The organism is Pseudomonas sp. 30_B (assembly GCF_017491605.1).
GTDB lineage: Bacteria > Pseudomonadota > Gammaproteobacteria > Pseudomonadales > Pseudomonadaceae > Pseudomonas.
The window spans coordinates 1-16,812 of the sequence record NZ_JAFGYY010000029.1 but is presented as its reverse complement, the minus strand read 5'-3'; the positions used below and the strand labels follow the sequence as shown (position 1 = coordinate 16,812).

Annotated in this window: 15 protein-coding genes and 2 tRNA genes; 6 read left to right on the top strand and 11 right to left on the bottom strand. The window is 65.5% G+C overall.

The window, feature by feature from the left end; genetic code table 11:
- Nucleotides 1-2: 2 nt before the first annotated feature.
- From J5M67_RS23785 to J5M67_RS23775, 3 genes are all read right to left on the bottom strand, one after another.
- Nucleotides 3-419 (bottom strand): tetratricopeptide repeat protein, encoded by a 417-nt coding sequence (locus J5M67_RS23785; RefSeq protein ID WP_243434855.1) that lies wholly within the window; start codon nucleotides 417-419, stop codon nucleotides 3-5.
- A gap of 70 nt (nucleotides 420-489) precedes the next feature.
- Nucleotides 490-855, bottom strand: a complete 366-nt coding sequence (locus J5M67_RS23780) for a hypothetical protein (protein WP_152221681.1) — start codon at nucleotides 853-855, stop codon at nucleotides 490-492.
- Nucleotides 852-1,169, bottom strand: a complete 318-nt coding sequence (locus J5M67_RS23775; RefSeq protein WP_207887912.1) for a helix-turn-helix domain-containing protein — start codon at nucleotides 1,167-1,169, stop codon at nucleotides 852-854. The genes J5M67_RS23780 and J5M67_RS23775 overlap by 4 nt, the downstream gene beginning before the upstream one ends.
- Before the next feature lie 99 nt (nucleotides 1,170-1,268).
- Here J5M67_RS23775 and J5M67_RS23770 point away from each other — a divergent pair, with 99 nt between their 5' ends.
- The gene (locus tag J5M67_RS23770) at nucleotides 1,269-2,015 is read left to right on the top strand and encodes an ABC transporter substrate-binding protein (RefSeq protein ID WP_207887910.1); all 747 of its coding nucleotides are present in this window, start codon (nucleotides 1,269-1,271) and stop codon (nucleotides 2,013-2,015) included.
- On the opposite strand, the gene J5M67_RS23765 is transcribed toward J5M67_RS23770, so the two are convergent.
- The 4 genes from J5M67_RS23765 to J5M67_RS23750 all read right to left on the bottom strand — a co-directional run bounded on the left by J5M67_RS23765 (nucleotide 2,003) and on the right by J5M67_RS23750 (nucleotide 3,951).
- Nucleotides 2,003-2,422 (bottom strand): YkvA family protein, encoded by a 420-nt coding sequence (locus J5M67_RS23765; protein ID WP_207887908.1) that lies wholly within the window; start codon nucleotides 2,420-2,422, stop codon nucleotides 2,003-2,005. The two genes, J5M67_RS23770 and J5M67_RS23765, sit on opposite strands and share 13 nt — an antisense overlap.
- 369 nt (nucleotides 2,423-2,791) lie before the next feature.
- Nucleotides 2,792-3,541 carry an FKBP-type peptidyl-prolyl cis-trans isomerase gene (locus J5M67_RS23760; RefSeq protein ID WP_207887906.1) on the bottom strand — a complete coding sequence of 250 codons (750 nt, stop codon included), beginning with the start codon at nucleotides 3,539-3,541 and terminating at the stop codon, nucleotides 2,792-2,794.
- A 242-nt stretch (nucleotides 3,542-3,783) separates the two neighbouring features.
- Nucleotides 3,784-3,860: transfer RNA gene (locus J5M67_RS23755), tRNA-Asp, on the bottom strand.
- Nucleotides 3,861-3,875: 15 nt separating this feature from the next.
- A tRNA-Val gene (locus J5M67_RS23750) sits at nucleotides 3,876-3,951 on the bottom strand.
- A 178-nt stretch (nucleotides 3,952-4,129) separates the two neighbouring features.
- Between J5M67_RS23750 and rdgC the strand changes: the two genes are divergently transcribed.
- The 4 genes from rdgC (at nucleotide 4,130) to J5M67_RS23730 (ending at nucleotide 6,943) form a co-directional block, all read left to right on the top strand.
- Complete coding sequence (gene rdgC, locus J5M67_RS23745) at nucleotides 4,130-5,050, top strand: recombination-associated protein RdgC (RefSeq protein ID WP_207887904.1); 921 nt, start codon at nucleotides 4,130-4,132, stop codon at nucleotides 5,048-5,050.
- Nucleotides 5,051-5,122: 72 nt separating this feature from the next.
- Nucleotides 5,123-6,079 carry a bile acid:sodium symporter family protein gene (locus J5M67_RS23740; RefSeq protein ID WP_207887902.1) on the top strand — a complete coding sequence of 319 codons (957 nt, stop codon included), beginning with the start codon at nucleotides 5,123-5,125 and terminating at the stop codon, nucleotides 6,077-6,079.
- A gap of 135 nt (nucleotides 6,080-6,214) precedes the next feature.
- Nucleotides 6,215-6,529: a quaternary ammonium compound efflux SMR transporter SugE gene (gene sugE, locus J5M67_RS23735; protein WP_207887900.1), complete on the top strand. Its 315-nt coding sequence runs from the start codon at nucleotides 6,215-6,217 to the stop codon at nucleotides 6,527-6,529.
- A gap of 204 nt (nucleotides 6,530-6,733) precedes the next feature.
- The gene (locus J5M67_RS23730) at nucleotides 6,734-6,943 is read left to right on the top strand and encodes a cold-shock protein (RefSeq protein ID WP_024763416.1); all 210 of its coding nucleotides are present in this window, start codon (nucleotides 6,734-6,736) and stop codon (nucleotides 6,941-6,943) included.
- A gap of 63 nt (nucleotides 6,944-7,006) precedes the next feature.
- Here the strand turns inward: J5M67_RS23730 and J5M67_RS23725 are convergent, their stop codons facing one another.
- From J5M67_RS23725 to J5M67_RS23710, 4 genes are all read right to left on the bottom strand, one after another.
- A complete protein-coding gene (locus tag J5M67_RS23725) occupies nucleotides 7,007-8,881 on the bottom strand; it encodes an MFS transporter (RefSeq protein WP_207887898.1) in 1,875 nt (624 codons plus the stop codon).
- 179 nt (nucleotides 8,882-9,060) lie between these two features.
- A complete protein-coding gene (locus J5M67_RS23720) occupies nucleotides 9,061-11,226 on the bottom strand; it encodes a TonB-dependent receptor family protein (RefSeq protein ID WP_207887896.1) in 2,166 nt (721 codons plus the stop codon).
- Between the two features lie 168 nt (nucleotides 11,227-11,394).
- Complete coding sequence (locus J5M67_RS23715; RefSeq protein ID WP_207887894.1) at nucleotides 11,395-12,246, bottom strand: AraC family transcriptional regulator; 852 nt, start codon at nucleotides 12,244-12,246, stop codon at nucleotides 11,395-11,397.
- A 66-nt stretch (nucleotides 12,247-12,312) separates the two neighbouring features.
- Nucleotides 12,313-12,882 (bottom strand): GNAT family N-acetyltransferase, encoded by a 570-nt coding sequence (locus tag J5M67_RS23710; protein WP_207887892.1) that lies wholly within the window; start codon nucleotides 12,880-12,882, stop codon nucleotides 12,313-12,315.
- Nucleotides 12,883-13,143: 261 nt separating this feature from the next.
- Here J5M67_RS23710 and J5M67_RS23705 point away from each other — a divergent pair, with 261 nt between their 5' ends.
- Entirely contained in the window at nucleotides 13,144-16,620 is a 3,477-nt protein-coding gene (locus J5M67_RS23705; protein ID WP_207887890.1) for a PAS domain-containing hybrid sensor histidine kinase/response regulator, read from the top strand.
- Nucleotides 16,621-16,812: the final 192 nt, after the last annotated feature.

Genomic DNA, 16,812 nt, shown 5'->3' with positions numbered 1-16,812 from the left:
ACTCAGAGTCCAAGCTGATGGGCGCGCGCCTCGAAGCGCGCGGCCTGCGCCTCATCCGCCGGCAGCCCTGGGCCGCCACTGCGGTACAGCTCCGCCAGTTGGCGCGCCGCCAGTGGATGGCCGCCATCAGCAGCCTGTCCCCAGTAGCGCGCGGCTTCCTGCGCATCGGCGGCGTGTCGCGTATCGCCCTTGAGCAGTTGCACGCCAACCTGGTACGCCGCCTTGGCATCACCGCCACTGGCCGCCAGGCGCAGCAGACGCAGCCCTTCCTCGCGAGCCCCCAGGCCCTGCCCGCGGAACAGCAGCAGGTGTCCGTAGAAGCTCTGCGCAGCGGTGTCGCCCAGATTGGCCATGCGCGAGAACTGCCCCTGCATCCACTGCCAGGCGCGTGGCTGGCGCACCAGCCAGGGCCACCCCATCAGGCGCCGCGCCACGCCGTAGGTCAGCTGTGCGCGCCAGCGCCAGTACTGCTCACGGGGCGTCGCCACCTCAAAGCTCCTCGGGGTACTCGAACTCGAAGACCCGCACCACTTCCGCCGCATGCCAACCCGCCGCGGCTGGACCATCCGGCGCGCCGGAAAAACGCCCGAGGCGCTCCACGCATTCGAAGAAGCCGGTACGCGGCAGACGGCTCGCGCCCTGGCTGATCACCAGCGAACTGCGCAGCGGACGCCCGGCGCGGGCATCCAGGGCGGCAAGATGTTCGAGGGCGGCAGTCAGGGTGGTCATCGCCGGTGTCGGCAATTGCAGGCGCTCGATCAGCGCCCGGTAGGTCAACAGATGGCGCTGGCGGCGGGCGTCTTCCAGCTCACCGAGCAGGCCTTCCCAGTGTTTGCGGCTGATCTGTACGCTCAAGAACCGGACTCCCCACTGCCCAGGGCACGGCGCAGGCCGTGCTGGATGGCATCGCTGGCCTCGCGCTCGCCATTCTCGATGAGGGCGAGGTACGACGGACTGATGCCCACCGCGCGCGCCAGCGTCTCGATGGAAAGGCCGCGCGCCTCGCGCAGGGATTTCCAGTTCGGAGCCTCATCGGATACGGGTGCTGCGGCGGGCTGGACCACCTGTGCGGCGCCGCGGCCGGCGGCAGCCAGCAGTGCCTGGTATTCGGCCCAGGGAACAACGGCGTACTCCGCCTCGCCGTCACGCATGATGACTTGCACGTTCATGACAACACTCCTTGCAGGCCGCCATCTTAACAGCCTGACCGGCACCTGTGCCGGCTATACTGCTGCTGCCGTCACCGCCCGCCGAACCTGGGGACCGACTTGCAGCGTCTTCTCCTGATCTGCCTCTGCCTGACCAGCGCCCTCTGCGGCGCCGAAGAACTGCGCTGGGGCTACTCGCCAAGCAACGGAATGCCCTACGTGGAAAGTATTGACCACGAATTGGCGCACGGCTTCGTCCGCGATCTGGGCGAAAGAGTCGGACAACTCCTGAACCTCCAGGTTCGCTTCATCGAGACTCCCGACAAACGTGTGGAAGCTTCGCTGCAACAAGGCAGCATCCAGCTGCTGTGCATCAACAACCCGCAATGGATGAGCGCACCGGAAAAACTGCACTGGTCGCCCAGCCTGTTCGAGGAAGAAGACGTTCTGGCGCAACGCAGCGATGCGCCAGCCTTCAACACGCTCGACGCGCTTCGCGGCCGTACGCTCGGCACCAGCCTTGGCTACGTCTACCCGCCGGCCCTGATGGAGGCCTTCGCCAGCCATGCGATCCGCCGCGACGACGTGCGCGACCTGGAAACCCGCCTGCACATGCTCGAACACAACCGCCTGGACGCCATCGTCGACATGCGCCGGCCACTGGAATTCCTGCTGCGGGAACATCCGAACCTGACCGTCCGGGTCAATCCCGGCGTCCTGCAGCGCTATTCGATCCGCTGCTCCTACGGCCCAACCCTGCCGATCCCCGCCGAACGCCTCGACGCGGCATTGCAGACCCTGGTGGACGACGGCTCGATCCAGCGCATGCTCGTCCAGCAGAATCAGCTGTTGCGTCAGCGGCGCTGAACCGGCGCCGGCAGTTGTGCGAGCGCCTCGCGGGTCTCCACGCCCTGGCCGTCCCGCCACACCTTGAAGGCATCGATCTCCGACTGCCAGCGGCGCACGACCCAGGCCAGCACGGCCAGGTCATCAAGGAACCCCACCCCCAGCAGCCAGTCAGGCACCAGGTCCACCGGCGCCAGGAAATACAGCAGCGCCGCCACGACCGACACCAGGGCCTGGGAACTGATGCCGCGATACTCCCCGCGCACCCAGGCCACCAGCAGCTCCTGCAGCAGCTTCAGGTCGTTGCGGGCCAGCTTCAGGCGGCCGCTCTTGCGCGCCACCGCGAACAGCAACGCCGGCACCCGGCCACGGGCCAGGAAACGACCGGCGAGGTCCAGGTAGCGATCGAATCCCGGAGGTTTTCTCATCACGTCACCTCGGTAGGAATGCCAGACAGGAATGGTTCAGGTTATCCACCTTTACTGTGGATAACTCTGTTGAAAGAAAGCCCCAACATCGCCCAAAGGCCCGAGCCATCGGGGCTCCAGACAGATAGGCGATTTTTTATCCAGCCTGACAAATGCGTTAAAAATCATGCAGTTGCGGCTATTCGATGGCCACCAGGATGTCAAGCCCCTGGCATCAGGGCAACTGCGGCAAATATGTGCATAAGCGTAACACCAACGCCACGTCCACCCCCAAACAGACCATTGGGTCAGTGTGCCGTTCCAGAGCCGGTCCCGCAAAAACGAAAACGCCCCGTGGGTAACGGGGCGTTTTCATTGGTACGAAGGTACTCAGTTCTGCTTCGGAGCTTCCTGGGTCGCTTCCGGCGCCGGCGCTTCCGGCTGATTCTGATCCTTGATACCCAGCAGTTCCAGGTCGAACACCAGCACGGAGTTCGCCGGAATGGTCGGGCTCGGGCTCTGCGCACCGTAGGCCAGCTCGCTCGGGATGTAGAGCTTGATCTTCTCGCCGACGTGCATCAGTTGCAGGGCTTCGACCCAACCCGGAATCACGCCGCCAACCGGCAGGTCGATCGGGCTGCCACGCTGGATGGAGCTGTCGAACACGGTGCCGTCGACCAGCTTGCCTTCGTAGTGAACGGTGACCACGTCGGTCGCCTTGGGCTGCGGACCGTCGGCCTTCTTCACGACTTCGTACTGCAGGCCGGACTTGGTGGTCACGACGCCTTCGCGCTTGCCGTTGGTCTCGAGGAACTTCTTGCCGGCTTCCAGGGCTTCGGAGTTCTTCTTGGCCAGTTGCTCTTCAGCACGCTTCTGCAGGAAGGAGAAGGCTTCGGTCAGCTCTTCGTCGGTCAGCTTCTGCTTCTGCTTGCCGACGGCGTCCTCGATACCCAGGGCGACAGCCTTGGAGTCGAGGTCGTTCATGCCTTCCTGGGCCAGGCTCTTGCCCATGTTCAGGCCGATGCCGTAGGAGGCCTTCTGCGCGGGGGTCTTCAGTTCCACTTCAGCGGCTTGCTTGTCGCAGCCCGCGAGAACCAGGCCGACCAGCGCGATCGCTGCCGCCAACCGATGTTGTTTCATGCTGAATCCTTGTCTTTACGCCGTCATGGCAGGGTCTTTGAAGCCGCGAGCTTATCAGGCGCTCGTGGCCAGTGGCTATGGGCAATAGGAACCCCTGCCACAGGAGAAGTTCCCACAGCAAACTTATAGGAAAATTAACAGGATATGTTCGGCGGGCAGGTCGAAGGAATGCGAACTGGCGCGGCTTTCCGCGCGCAAAGAAAAAGCCCTCAGGTATCGCTACCTGAGGGCTTTTCGAAATATGGCGCAGCGGACGGGACTCGAACCCGCGACCCCCGGCGTGACAGGCCGGTATTCTAACCGACTGAACTACCGCTGCGTCGGACCTCGAGTTTGGTGGGTGATGACGGGATCGAACCGCCGACCCTCTGCTTGTAAGGCAGATGCTCTCCCAGCTGAGCTAATCACCCTTCACTCTCGAAGTGGGGCGCATTCTACGGAGGAGATGGGAGGCTGGCAAGCCCCTCGATGAAAAAAATTTTCAGATGTTCCAAAGGCTTAGATGAAGTGCGTGAAAGACAAAACGGGGTTGGCCTGGAAAGCGCCTGACGGAATAATGGGGCCTTTGTGTCCAGGAGTTCGCCCCTCATGTGGTTCCGCAACCTGCTCGTATACCGCCTCACCCAGGATCTGCAGATCGACGCCGATGCCCTGGAGAAGGCCCTGGCCAGCAAGCCGGCACGCCCGTGCGCCAGCCAGGAACTGACCACCTATGGCTTCTCCGCCCCCTTCGGCAAGGGCCCGGATGCCCCGCTGGTCCATGCCAGCGAAGGCTTCTTCCTGATCAGCGCGCGCAAGGAAGAGCGCATCCTCCCCGGCAGCGTCGTGCGTGACGCCCTGAAGGACAAGGTCGACGAAATCGAGACCGCGCAGATGCGCAAGGTCTACAAGAAGGAGCGCGACCAGCTCAAGGACGAGATCGTCCAGACCCTGCTGCCGCGCGCCTTCATCCGCCGCTCGGCGACCTTCGCCGCCATCGCCCCGAGCCTCGGCCTGATCCTGGTCGACTCCTCCAGCGCGAAGAAGGCCGAAGACCTGCTGTCCACCCTGCGCGAAGCCCTGGGCTCGCTGCCGGTGCGCCCGCTGACGGTGAAGGTCGCGCCGACCGCCACCCTGACCGAATGGGTGAAGACCCAGGAGGCCGCGGGCGACTTCTTCGTCCTCGACGAGTGCGAGCTGCGCGACACCCACGAAGACGGCGGCGTGGTGCGCTGCAAGCGCCAGGACCTGACCAGCGAGGAAATCCAGCTGCACCTGACCGCCGGCAAACTGGTCACCCAGCTGTCCCTGGCGTGGTCGGACAAGCTGTCCTTCGTCCTCGACGACAAGGTGGTGATCAAGCGCCTGCGCTTCGAAGACATGCTGCAGGAGAAGGCGGAACAGGACGGCGGCGAAGACGCCCTCGGCCAGCTCGACGCCAGCTTCACCCTGATGATGCTGACCTTCGCCGAGTTCCTCCCGGCACTGGTCGAAGCCCTCGGCGGCGAAGCGATGCCGGAAGGTATCTGACGCCCCGGCAGGCGCCGCCTCCGCGCGGCGCCTGTCACTCCCTCAAGGCTCACATAACAGGAAGGACGGCCCATGCGTGCTCTCATCCTGCTCAGCCGCTTCATGGGCAACACCTTCGCCCTCTGGGTGCTGCTCTTCGCCATCCTGGCGTTCTTCGTCCCCAGCCTCTTCACCCCGCTCACGCCCGCCATCGTGCCGATGCTCGGCGTGGTGATGTTCGGCATGGGCCTGACGCTCAAGGTCGAGGACTTCGCCGCAGTCGCCCGGCATCCCTGGCGCGTCGCCCTCGGGGTGATCGCCCACTTCGTGATCATGCCCGGCGTGGCCTGGCTGCTCTGCCAATTGATGCACCTGCCGGCGGAAATCGCCGTGGGCGTGATCCTGGTCGGCTGCTGCCCCAGCGGTACCGCTTCCAACGTGATGACCTGGCTGTCGCGCGGCGACCTGGCGCTGTCGGTGGCCATTGCCGGCGTCACCACCCTCCTCGCCCCGCTGCTCACCCCGGCGCTGATCTGGCTGCTGGCCTCGGCCTGGCTGCCGGTGTCCTTCGGCGCGCTGTTCTGGTCGATCCTGCAGGTGGTGATGGTACCCATCGTGCTCGGCCTGGTCGCCCAGCGCGTGCTCGGTGCACGGGTGCGCCACGTGGTGGACGTGCTGCCACTGGTCTCGGTGGTGTCCATCGTGATCATCGTCGCCGCCGTGGTGGCGGCCAGCCAGGCGAAGATCGCCGAGTCCGGCCTGCTGATCCTGGCCGTGGTGATCCTGCACAACGGCTTCGGCTTCCTGCTCGGCTACTTCACCGCCAAGCTCTTCGGTCTGCCGCTGGCGCAGCGCAAGTCGCTGGCGCTGGAAGTCGGCATGCAGAACTCCGGCCTCGGCGCGGCCCTCGCCAGCGCACACTTCTCGCCGCTGGCGGCGGTGCCCAGCGCATTGTTCAGCGTCTGGCACAACATCTCCGGCGCCACGCTTTCCACCTGGTTCCGGCGCATGACCGACGAGTCGCCCGCGCGGGAGCAGGCCACGGACTGAAGTCCCGATCCGGCGCCCGGCTTGCCCGGAGCGCCGGATTTGTGCAAAATAATGCACATAGTGAGGACGACCTCACCACCTTCCGGTGTTCCAGCGGGGACGGCCCTTCAATCCATCCACCGCCTGGAGTCCTGCATGTCCTGGATCATTCTGTTCGTCGCCGGCCTGTTCGAAGTCGCCTGGGCCGTCGGCCTGAAGTACACCGAAGGTTTCACCCGCCTGGTTCCCTCGGCCCTCACCGCCCTGGCGATGGCCGCCAGCGTAGGCTTGCTGGGCCTGGCCATGAAGAACCTGCCGCTGGGCACCGCCTACGCCATCTGGACCGGCATTGGCGCGCTGGGCACCGTTGCCGTTGGCATCTGGCTGTTCGGCGAATCCATGGCACCGGTACGCATGCTCAGCGTTGCGCTGATCCTCTGCGGGCTGGTTGGCCTGAAACTGAGCCACTGACGCTGCATCGATTTCGATGCCGGCGGGCTGTCGCTTTCCCGAAAATTTGTCGGTATGCTGCGGCCCACTGTGTTTGCTTGCGTCACTGCGGCTCGTGACCTGATGGGGCCATTCCCCGTCACCCGGCTTCGACTGCACCCTGCAACTCAGGACGAGCGCGGGCTTTTCCGCACAACAATATTCAATTGTTCAAGGTGTAATTCCATGTCGAATCGTCAGACCGGCACCGTCAAGTGGTTCAACGACGCCAAGGGCTTCGGCTTCATCACTCCGGAAAGCGGCAACGATGTCTTCGTGCACTTCCGCTCCATCCAGGGCACCGGCTTCAAATCGCTGCAGGAAGGCCAGAAGGTCTCCTTCATCGTGGTTGAAGGCCAGAAGGGCCTGCAGGCTGACGAAGTTCAGGTCATCTGAACCGCGACACGCCCATGAAAAAGCCCCGGCACTGCCGGGGCTTTTTCTTTGCGCCAACGAAAGTCAGCGGGCCGCGCCACGCAGGGCGGCAACCTGCTCCTGCAGCGCCAGGCGCTTGGCGGCTTCCGGCGGCACCGGCTGCCCGGCCACCAGGCACACCCGCGACCAGATGCGGCGGAAGAAGCCCTTGCTCGGGTCGCGGCTGAAGAAGCTGCCCCACAACCCCTGCAACGCCATCGGAATCACCGGCACCGGGGTTTCCGCGATGATCCGCTCCACGCCGCTGCGGAACTCGTTCATCTCGCCATCCAGGGTCAGCATGCCCTCGGGGAAGATGCACACCACCTCCCCTTCGCGCAGGTACTCGGCAACCTTGGAGAAGGCCTGCTCATAGGTCGCCGGATCTTCATTGCGCCCGGCGATCGGCACCGCGCCGGCGGTGCGGAAGATGAAGTTGAGCACCGGGATGCGGAAGATCTTGTAGTACATGACGAAGCGCACCGGGCGGCGCACGGAACCGGCGATGAGCAGCGCATCGACGAAGGACACGTGGTTGCACACCAGCACCGCCGGACCCTCGTCGGGGATGACGTCGAGGTTGCGGTGGTCGACCCGGTACATCGAGTGGGTCAGCAGCCACACCAGGAAGCGCATGGTGAACTCGGGGACGATCTTGAAGATGTAGACGTTCACCGCGACGTTCATCAGCGACAGCACGAGGAACAGCTCGGGGATCGTCAGCTTCGCCACCGACAGCAGCAGGATCGAGACGATCGCCGCGACCACCATGAACAGCGCGTTGAGGATGTTGTTGGCGGCGATCACCCGCGCGCGCTTGTCCTCGTCGGTGCGCGCCTGGATCAGTGCGTACAGCGGCACGATGTAGAAGCCGCCGAAGATGCCGATGCCGAGGATGTCGGCCAGCACCGCCCAGGACTGCGAATGCTCCAGCACCGCCAGCCAGTGGTAAGGCTGCTCGCCCTGCGGGAAGCCGCCCGAATGCCACCAGAGCAGGATGCCGAACAGGCTCAGGCCAATGGAGCCGAAGGGCACCAGGCCGATTTCCACCTTCTTGCCCGAGAGTTTCTCGCAGAGCATCGAGCCCAGCGCGATGCCCACCGAGAACACGGTGAGGATCAGCGTCACCACGCTTTCGTCGCCGTGCAGCAGCTCCTTGGCGTAGGTCGGGATCTGGGTGAGGTAGACCGCACCGAGGAACCAGAACCAGGAGTTGCCCACCAGCGAGCGCGACACCGCCGGACGCTGGCGCAGGCCGAGCATGAGGATGCTCCAGGACTGGCGGAAGATGTTCCAGTCGATGTTCAGCTCCGGCAGTGCCGCCGCCGCGCGGGGAATGTTGCGGCTGGCGAGGTAACCGCAGGCGGCGACCAGAACCACGGCGATACCGACGCCGGCGGCGTAGTCCTGCCGCGACATCAGGATGCCCGCACCGATGGTGCCGCAGAGGATCGCGAGGAAGGTGCCCATTTCCACCAGGGCGTTGCCGCCCACCAGCTCGTTCTCCTGCAGGTGCTGCGGCAGGATCGAATACTTCACCGGACCGAACAGCGCCGAGTGGGTGCCCATGGCGAACAGGGCGAGGAACAGCAGCGGCAGGCTCCCGAACACGAAGCCGACGGCACCGATCAGCATGATCCCCACTTCGGCCAGCTTCAGCGCGCGCATCAGCGCATCCTTGTTGAACTTCTCGCCGAACTGGCCGCCCAGGGCGGAGAACAGGAAGAACGGCAGGATGAACAACAGCGCGCAGAGGTTGACCAGCAGGTTGCGGTCCCCGCTGACAGTGAGGTGGTAGAGGATCGCCAGGATCAGCGACTGCTTGAAGATGTTGTCGTTGAACGCACCCAGCAACTGGGTGACGAAGAATGGCAGGAAACGCTTCTTGCCCAGGAGGGCGAATTGCGAATGTTCAGTCATCGTCCTTGTTTACCTGCGTGATGGCCCGTGGCCGGAATGACAGCACGGATTTGACGGCAACAGCCTGAAGCAAAGCCACATTTTCCGCACAATTCCACCCGCGCAGCTTAATCGGCGCCTGCGCACGGGCAAGAAAAAGCCCGTCACGAAGACGGGCTTTTGCTCAGGCTGCGACCTACTCAGAACCCAACGCTGCCCTGCACGAAGAAGGTGCGCGGCTCGCCCAGGTAGATACCGGCGTTATTGTCGCTGGAGCGGGTGTAGTTCATCTGGTCGAAGAGGTTCTTCACCCCGGCGGCCAGCTTCAGGTTCGACAGCTGCGGGCCGAAGTCATAGCCGGCGCGCACGTTCCACAGCATGTAGCCGGGGATGTCGCCGTACTGGCCATCGGCGGTCGGTTCGGTGATGTAGTCGCCGGTGAAGTTGCCGCTGGAGTCGGTGGTCGGACCGGGCGCGCGCTGCCTGGACTGGGCGAAACCGTCCAGGTTGTAGGTCCAGCGGTCGTGCTCGTAACGCAGGCCGACGGTGGCCACCTGGCGCGAGTACAGCGGCAGGTCGCGGCCCTGGAAGCCGGGGATATCACCCTCGTAGGTGGCACGGGTATAGGTGAAGGTGCCGTACGCGGTCAGGCCGGACAGCATCGGGTCGAGCGCCGCCATGTCGTAGTGCATCGAGGTCTCGATGCCCTGGTGCTTGGTGGCGCCCAGGTTGGTCCAGCCCACGTCGCGACTGATGTACTGCAGCTCATCGTCGAAGTCGATGTAGAACAGCGTCACCTCGCCGCCCCACGCACCATTGTCGTAGCGGGTGCCCACTTCGTAGGTCTTGGCCTTTTCCGGCTGCAGGCCGTTGGCGGTGTCGTTGCCGCTGCCGCCCTGGCCGAGCTGGAAATACTGCAGGCTGCCGAAGGAAGTCTCGTAGTTGGCGAACAGCTTCCACTCGTCCGACAGGTGATACATCACCGCCAGTGCCGGCAGCGGCTCGTTGTAGTCCTTGCTGCGTTTCTTCTCCTGGACCGGCTTGCCCTTGTTGTCGAGCACCGGGCGCTCATGCCAGTCGGTGGAGATGCTTTCGAAGCGGATGCCCGGGGTCACCGTCCAGTTGCCCACGTCGATCTTGTCGTCGAGGTAGATGGCGTTGGCCTCGGTGCCGCCGGTGCGGTCCTGGTAGGTATGGCCGTCGGCGCCGGGAATCGGAGTCGGGACATTGTTCACCAGGCCGACCTGGCTGGCGCGCTCGTGCATGGCCTCCTTCAGATAGCGATAGCCGACGCTGGCTTCCTGGGTGGTCGGGCCGACCATGAAGATCCTCGACACCCGCGGCTCGATGCCGAAGGTGTGGTAGTCACGCGGGTAGGACGCCAGGGTCTTGAGGTCGCGGTTGGCAATGTTGCTGCCGCGGAAGCTGTCGCTGTAGTAGGTCAGCACTTCCACTTGCGTGAGGTCGTCGACCTGCCGCTTGTACTTGAGCGAGACGTCCTTGCGACGGCCGGTGAAGTTGTCGTAGTCGCGCACCGACTGGTAGGGGTCGTCGTCGAACTGCGCCTGGGTCAGGCCGCCGGGCATGTCGGCGGTGCCGTCGTAGTAGTGGAAGTTGGCCGAGAACTCGTCGGCATCGGTCGGCGCCCAATGGGTCTTGAACATCACGTCGTCGATGCTGGTGGCGTCGTTGCTGTCGCGGTAACCCGCGCCTTTCACGCCCGAGTACAGCAGCGCGGCACCGATGCCGTTGTCGGCGGTGCCGCCGAGGAAGGCGCTGTAGAGGTTCTTCCAGCCGCCATGGGAAGCGGTCTCGCTGGTGGTGCCGACGTCGCCGGAGAATTCCTTGGGAATCGCCCGGGTAACAAAGTTGATCACCCCGCCGACGTTCTGCGGGCCATAGCGCACAGAACCGGCGCCCCGTACGACGTCGACGCTGTCGAGGTTGCCCACCGACAGCGGGAACATCGACAGCTGCGGCTGCCCGTAGGGCGCCACGGCGGCCGGCACGCCGTCGATGAGCACGGTGGAGCGCGGCGACAGGCGCGAGGTCAGGCCGCGCACACCCACGTTGAGGGAGATGTCGCTGCCGCCGGTGCCGTTGTTGTCCTGCACCTGCACGCCGGGAATGCCGCGCAGCACATCACGCACATTCTGCGCACCTTCTTCGATCATCTTCTCGCGGCGCACCACGGTGCGCGCGCCGGGGTGGTTCTGCACCACCTGCTGATCGGCGTCGCCGAGCCAGTCGCCGACCACGGTGACGGCCTCCAGCTCCTTGCTGTCTTCCTCGGCCTGAGCCGGCAGCAGCGGCGTGGCCAGAGCAACGGCGATCGCCAGGCGCGACCATGAACGAACGGACGACATGCTTCACCCTCCCCCGGGCACTTCGTGAAGGAGGCGCAAAGTACGTCAAATCGTAAAATTCGTAAATGAAAATCTATATCAAATGATAGATATTTCCCGCCGCATCAGATTCAGCTTTTCAAAGGGCAAAAGCCCAGGCGCCCACACCGCCGAATCCACGCCAGCGCCTCACACCGACCGGAACGATCTCGCACAGGCCTGCCGATATTCGCCGGGGCCGACGCCGTAGGCCTGCTTGAACTGGCGGCTGAGATGGCTCTGGTCGGAAAAGCCCAATTGCATCGCCACGCTCACCGGCGCACAGCCCTGCTTGAGCAGCGCACGGGCCTGTTCCAGGCGGCGCTGCTTGAGCCAGGCGTGGGGTGGCAGGCCGGTGGCCTTGCGGAACACCCGGGCGAAGTGGAATGGCGACAGGCCGACGGCAGCGGCCAGTTCTTCCAGCGACGGCGGCTCCGTCAGCCGCGAGCCGAGCAGTTCGCGAGCCCGCGCCACGGCGACGGGCTCGTTGCCGGCAACAGGCGCATCGGGAATCCGCGCATGGCGCTGGAACAGCAACAGGAGCGCCTCGCGCCAGCAGGTCTGACGCTGCAACACGGTGGCCTCGGCATCCAGCAGACGGTGGGCGGCGAACAGCGCCTGTACCAGCTCGGGGTCGTGTACCACGCTGGCGTCGAAGGACGGCGTGCCGCCTCCGCCCAGTTCCAGTTCGTCCAGCACACCGGAGACCTGCGCCAGCTCCGGGTAGAAACCGCGATAGCGCCAACCGGCTTCGTCGGCCTTGGAGCCGGTGTGGACTTCGTCCGGATTGATCAGCACCACGCTGCCGGCCGGAGCGAAATGCTCGGCGCCGCGATGGTGGAAGCGCTGCGCGCCCTGCTCGATCATCACGAAGGCGAAACCTTCATGGACGTGGGGCGAGAACACCTGCTCGATGTAGCGCGCGTGCAGCAGCTCGACGCCGCCCAGCTCCTGGGCGCGCCAGAAGCGGGTGCGTTCGCCGCTCGCGTGGTGTTCTGTCATGGTCCTGCCCTGATGTCGCACCGCTGCGCTTGAGAGCGAGCGGGTCGATCACCTTACACCGCGCACTCAGCCGTTGAAACCGGCCTCCAGCGCGGCCTTCACCTGCGGCCATTCGTGGTCGGTGATGCTGTAGAGAATGGTGTCGTCTAGACGACCGCCGGCCAGGCGCCGGTGGTTGCGCAGCACACCTTCGCGTACCGCGCCGAGCTTCTCGATGGCGCGCTGCGAGCGCAGGTTGCTGGCGGCGGTCTTGAGTTGCACGCGGACCATCTTCCAGCTGTCGAAGGCATGGCGCAGCATCAGGTACTTCATCGTGGCGTTCAGGCCGCTGCCGTGCTGCGCCTGGTCCAGCCAGGTGGCGCCGATCTCGCAGGCCGGCAATGCCGGGAGGAAGTCCATGAAGCGGGTGGTGCCGACGATCTCGTTGCCCAGGCGTACCACCAGCGGCAGCGCACGGCCTTCGCGCTGGTCGGCCAGCCCCTGGCGGTACCAGTCCGGACGCCCCGGTGCGCTCATGAACTGCAGCGCCTCGCGGTTCGCTTCCGCCAGGGCCACCAGCTCGGGCACGTCGGCCTCCACCATGGGCTCCAGGCGCAAGGCCCCGCGCTGCAAGGTGATCGGTAGCGGTCTGAACATGCTGTGCTCCTGGGTACGTCGACGCAAATCTCGCTCATTTCAGAGCGTAGCGGCTGCCCGAAGTGCCGTCCCCGCGAAGGGCTGCGACAGACGGGTGGCGCGCAAAGGCCGGCAAGCTATCAGTCCGGCCAGCGTCGCTCAAGTGAGAAGCGCGACACAGCGCCACTGAGACATTGGTAGCAGTCGTCTGACACATTCGGACTTTGGTGCGAAACTGCTGCAAGCGCTCCTGCGGGGGAGCCAGTCATTTCCGGAGTCAGCATGTCGTTGTCCAGTGGGTTGATCGCAACGGTCGCCCTGCTCTACATGGCGGTCCTGTTCGCCATTGCGTTCTATGGCGACCGCCGTCGCGCCCCTCTTTCGCCGCGTGTCCGCGCCTGGGTCTACAGCCTGTCCCTGGCGGTCTACTGCACCAGTTGGACCTTCTTCGGCGCCGTCGGCCAGGCCGCCGACCAGCTCTGGTCGTTCCTGCCGATCTACGTAGGCCCGGTACTGCTCATGCTCTTCGCGCCCTGGGTGCTGCAGAAGATGATCATGATCAGCAAGCAGGAGAACATCACCTCCATCGCCGACTTCATCGCCGCGCGCTACGGCAAGTCCCAGGCGCTGGCCGTGGTGGTGGCGCTGATCTGCATCGTCTGCGTGCTGCCCTACATCGCCCTGCAGCTCAAGGGCATCGTACTCGGGGTGAACCTGCTGATTGGCGCCGGACCCGACTCCACCGGCATCCGCGCCCAGGACACCGCGCTGATCGTGTCGCTGATTCTCGCGCTATTCACCATCGTCTTCGGCACCCGCAGCCTCGATGTCACCGAACACCACCGCGGCATGGTGCTGGCCATCGCCTTCGAAGCGCTGGTCAAGCTCGCCGCCTTCCTCGCCGTCGGCATCTTCGTCACCTACGGCCTCTACGACGGTTTCGGCGATCTGCTGGACAAGGCCCGCGTCGCCCCGCAGCTCACCGAGTACTGGAAGGAGACCGTGCACTGGCCGGCGATGTTGCTGCAGACCGGTGTGGCGATGACCGCCATCATGTGCCTGCCGCGCCAGTTCCACGTGCTGGTGGTGGAGAACATCGAACCGCGCGACCTCAACCTGGCGCGCTGGGTGTTCCCGATCTACCTGGTGCTGGCCGCGCTGTTCGTGGTGCCCATCGCCCTGGCCGGGCAGTTGCAGTTGCCGGCCGGCGTGATGCCCGACTCCTTCGTGATCAGCCTGCCGCTGGCCGAGGCCCATCCGGCGCTGGCCCTGCTGGCCTTCATCGGCGGCGCCTCGGCGGCCACCGGCATGGTCATCGTCGCCAGCGTGGCACTCTCCACCATGGTCTCCAACGACATGCTGCTGCCCTGGCTGCTGCGCCGCAAAGGCGAAGCCGAGCAGCCCTTCGAGGTGTTCCGCCACTGGCTGCTGACCGTGCGCCGGGTGAGCATCGCGCTGATCCTCCTGCTGGCCTACGTCAGCTACCGCCTGCTGGGCTCCACCGCGAGCCTCGCCACCATCGGCCAGATCGCCTTCGCCGCCATCGCCCAACTCGGCCCGGCGATGATCGGCGCGCTGTACTGGAAGCAGGCCAACCGTCGCGGCGTGTTCGCCGGCCTCGCTGCCGGTTCGCTGCTCTGGGCTTACACCCTGGTGCTGCCGGTGGTCGCCAAGGGCCTCGGCTGGCCGCTGGCGACCTTCCCGGGCCTCGCCTGGCTGGACGGCCGCCCGTTCGGCCTGACGATCGAGCCACTGACCCTCGGCGTGCTGCTCTCGCTGATCGGCAACTTCGCACTGTTCGGGCTGGTCTCGGTGTTCTCCCGCACCCGCGTTTCCGAGCACTGGCAGGCCAGCCGCTTCATCGGCCAGGAAATCTCCCAGAAGCTCAGCTCGCGCTCGATGCTCGCCGTGCAGCTGGAAGACCTGCTGATGCTCGCCGCCCGCTTCGTCGGCGAGGAGCGCGCGCGGCAGAGCTTCATCCGCTTCGCCTACCGCCAAGGCAAGGGCTTCACCCCCAGCCAGAATGCCAACGACGAGTGGATCGCCCACACCGAGCGCCTGCTCGCCGGCGTTCTCGGCGCCTCCTCCGCGCGCGCCGTGGTGAAGGCCGCCATCGAAGGCCGCGAGATGCAGGTGGAGGACGTGGTGAAGATCGCCGACGAAGCCTCCGAGGTGCTGCAGTTCAACCGCGCGCTGCTGCAGGGCGCCATCGAGAACATCACCCAGGGCATCAGCGTGGTCGACCAGTCGTTGCGCCTGGTGGCCTGGAACCACCGCTACATCGAGCTGTTCGAGTACCCGGACGGCCTCATCTACGTCGGCCGCCCCATCGCCGACATCATCCGCTACAACGCCGAGCGCGGCCTGTGCGGGCCGGGCGACCCGGACCTGCACGTGGCCAAGCGCCTGTACTGGATGCGCCAGGGGCGGCCGCACACCTCCGAACGGCTGTTCCCCAACGGCCGGGTGATCGAGCTGATCGGCAACCCGATGCCCGGCGGCGGCTTCGTCATGAGCTTCACCGACATCACCAACTACCGGCATGCCGAGCAGGGCCTGAAGGACGCCAACGAAGGCCTGGAACAACGCGTGCAGGAGCGCACCTTCGAGCTGTCGCAGCTGAACCAGGCGCTCACCGAGGCCAAGGGCAACGCCGAAGCGGCGAATCAGTCCAAATCACGCTTCCTCGCCGCGGTCAGCCATGACCTGATGCAGCCGCTGAACGCCGCGCGGCTGTTCTCCGCCGCCCTCGCCCACCAGGAAAAACTCCCCGAGGAAGCCACCGAACTGGTGCGCCACCTGGATTCGTCCCTGCGCTCGGCGGAAGACCTGATCACCGACCTGCTGGACATCTCGCGCCTTGAGGGTGGCCGCGTCACCGCCGATGTCGCGGCCTTCCCGCTGAGCAACCTGTACGACACCCTCGGCGTGGAATTCCGCGTGCTGGCCCTGGAGCACGGCATCGACTTCCATGTGCGCGGCAGCAAGTTGCGCATCGAGAGCGACATCAAACTGCTGCGCCGCGTGCTGCAGAACTTCCTCACCAACGCCTTCCGCTACGCCAAGGGCCACGTGCTGCTGGGCGTGCGCCGCGAAGCGGGGCACTTGCGCCTGGAAGTCTGGGACCACGGCCCGGGCATCCCGCCGGACAAGCTCCATGTCATCTTCGAGGAATTCAAGCGCCTGGACAGCCACCAGACCCGCGCCGAAAAAGGCCTGGGCCTGGGCCTCGCCATCGCCGACCGGCTGTGCAAGGTGCTCGGCCACCGCCTGGAGGTGCGCTCCTGGCCGGGCAAGGGCAGCGTGTTCAGCGTCAGCGTGCCGCTGGCCCGCCAGCCGGCCCCGGCGCAGATCAACGGACACAGGCTGGAGGCCCCGGAACAGCTCAACGGCGCGCAGGTGCTGTGCGTGGACAACGAGGACAGCATCCTCACCGGCATGAACAGCCTGCTGACCCGCTGGGGCTGCCGCGTGCTCACCGCGCGCAGCCGCGAGGAGTGCCAGGTGCTGCTCGAAGGCGACGCGCGCCCGCAACTGGCGCTGATCGACTACCACCTGGACGATGGCGAACTGGGCACCGACCTCATGGCCTGGCTGCGCACCCGCCTGGGCGAGCCGGTGCCGGGCGTGGTGATCAGTGCGGATGCACGGCCCGAGCTGGTGGCGCAGATCCACGCGGCCGGCCTGGACTTCCTGCCCAAGCCGGTGAAGCCGGCGGCGTTGAGGGCGTTGTTGAGTCGGCATCTGAGCCTGAGATAGGCATCTGTTCGCGAGCAAGGACTAGGCGTCCCCCTCGCTCCTACAAGAGCCACCCCGGCGCCAGTATTAACTGTAGGAGCGACTTGCTCGCGAACAGATGCCTATCTCAGGCTCAGATGCCGACTCAACAACGCCCTCAACGCCGCCGGCTTCACCGGCTTGGGCAGGAAGTCCAGGCCGGCCGCGTGGATC

Bases quoted from the DNA above. Each gene is read 5' to 3' on its own strand.
- J5M67_RS23710 (WP_207887892.1), bottom strand. From the start codon at position 12,882: ATGTTCAGACCGCTACCGATCACCTTGCAGCGCGGGGCCTTGCGCCTG.
- J5M67_RS23705 (WP_207887890.1), top strand. From the start codon at position 13,144: ATGTCGTTGTCCAGTGGGTTGATCGCAACGGTCGCCCTGCTCTACATG.
- sugE (WP_207887900.1), top strand. From the start codon at position 6,215: ATGTCCTGGATCATTCTGTTCGTCGCCGGCCTGTTCGAAGTCGCCTGG.
- J5M67_RS23765 (WP_207887908.1), bottom strand. From the start codon at position 2,422: ATGAGAAAACCTCCGGGATTCGATCGCTACCTGGACCTCGCCGGTCGT.
- J5M67_RS23775 (WP_207887912.1), bottom strand. From the start codon at position 1,169: ATGAACGTGCAAGTCATCATGCGTGACGGCGAGGCGGAGTACGCCGTT.
- J5M67_RS23740 (WP_207887902.1), top strand. From the start codon at position 5,123: ATGCGTGCTCTCATCCTGCTCAGCCGCTTCATGGGCAACACCTTCGCC.
- J5M67_RS23720 (WP_207887896.1), bottom strand. From the start codon at position 11,226: ATGTCGTCCGTTCGTTCATGGTCGCGCCTGGCGATCGCCGTTGCTCTG.
- rdgC (WP_207887904.1), top strand. From the start codon at position 4,130: ATGTGGTTCCGCAACCTGCTCGTATACCGCCTCACCCAGGATCTGCAG.
- J5M67_RS23730 (WP_024763416.1), top strand. From the start codon at position 6,734: ATGTCGAATCGTCAGACCGGCACCGTCAAGTGGTTCAACGACGCCAAG.
- J5M67_RS23715 (WP_207887894.1), bottom strand. From the start codon at position 12,246: ATGACAGAACACCACGCGAGCGGCGAACGCACCCGCTTCTGGCGCGCC.
- J5M67_RS23760 (WP_207887906.1), bottom strand. From the start codon at position 3,541: ATGAAACAACATCGGTTGGCGGCAGCGATCGCGCTGGTCGGCCTGGTT.
- J5M67_RS23725 (WP_207887898.1), bottom strand. From the start codon at position 8,881: ATGACTGAACATTCGCAATTCGCCCTCCTGGGCAAGAAGCGTTTCCTG.
- J5M67_RS23785 (WP_243434855.1), bottom strand. From the start codon at position 419: ATGGGGTGGCCCTGGCTGGTGCGCCAGCCACGCGCCTGGCAGTGGATG.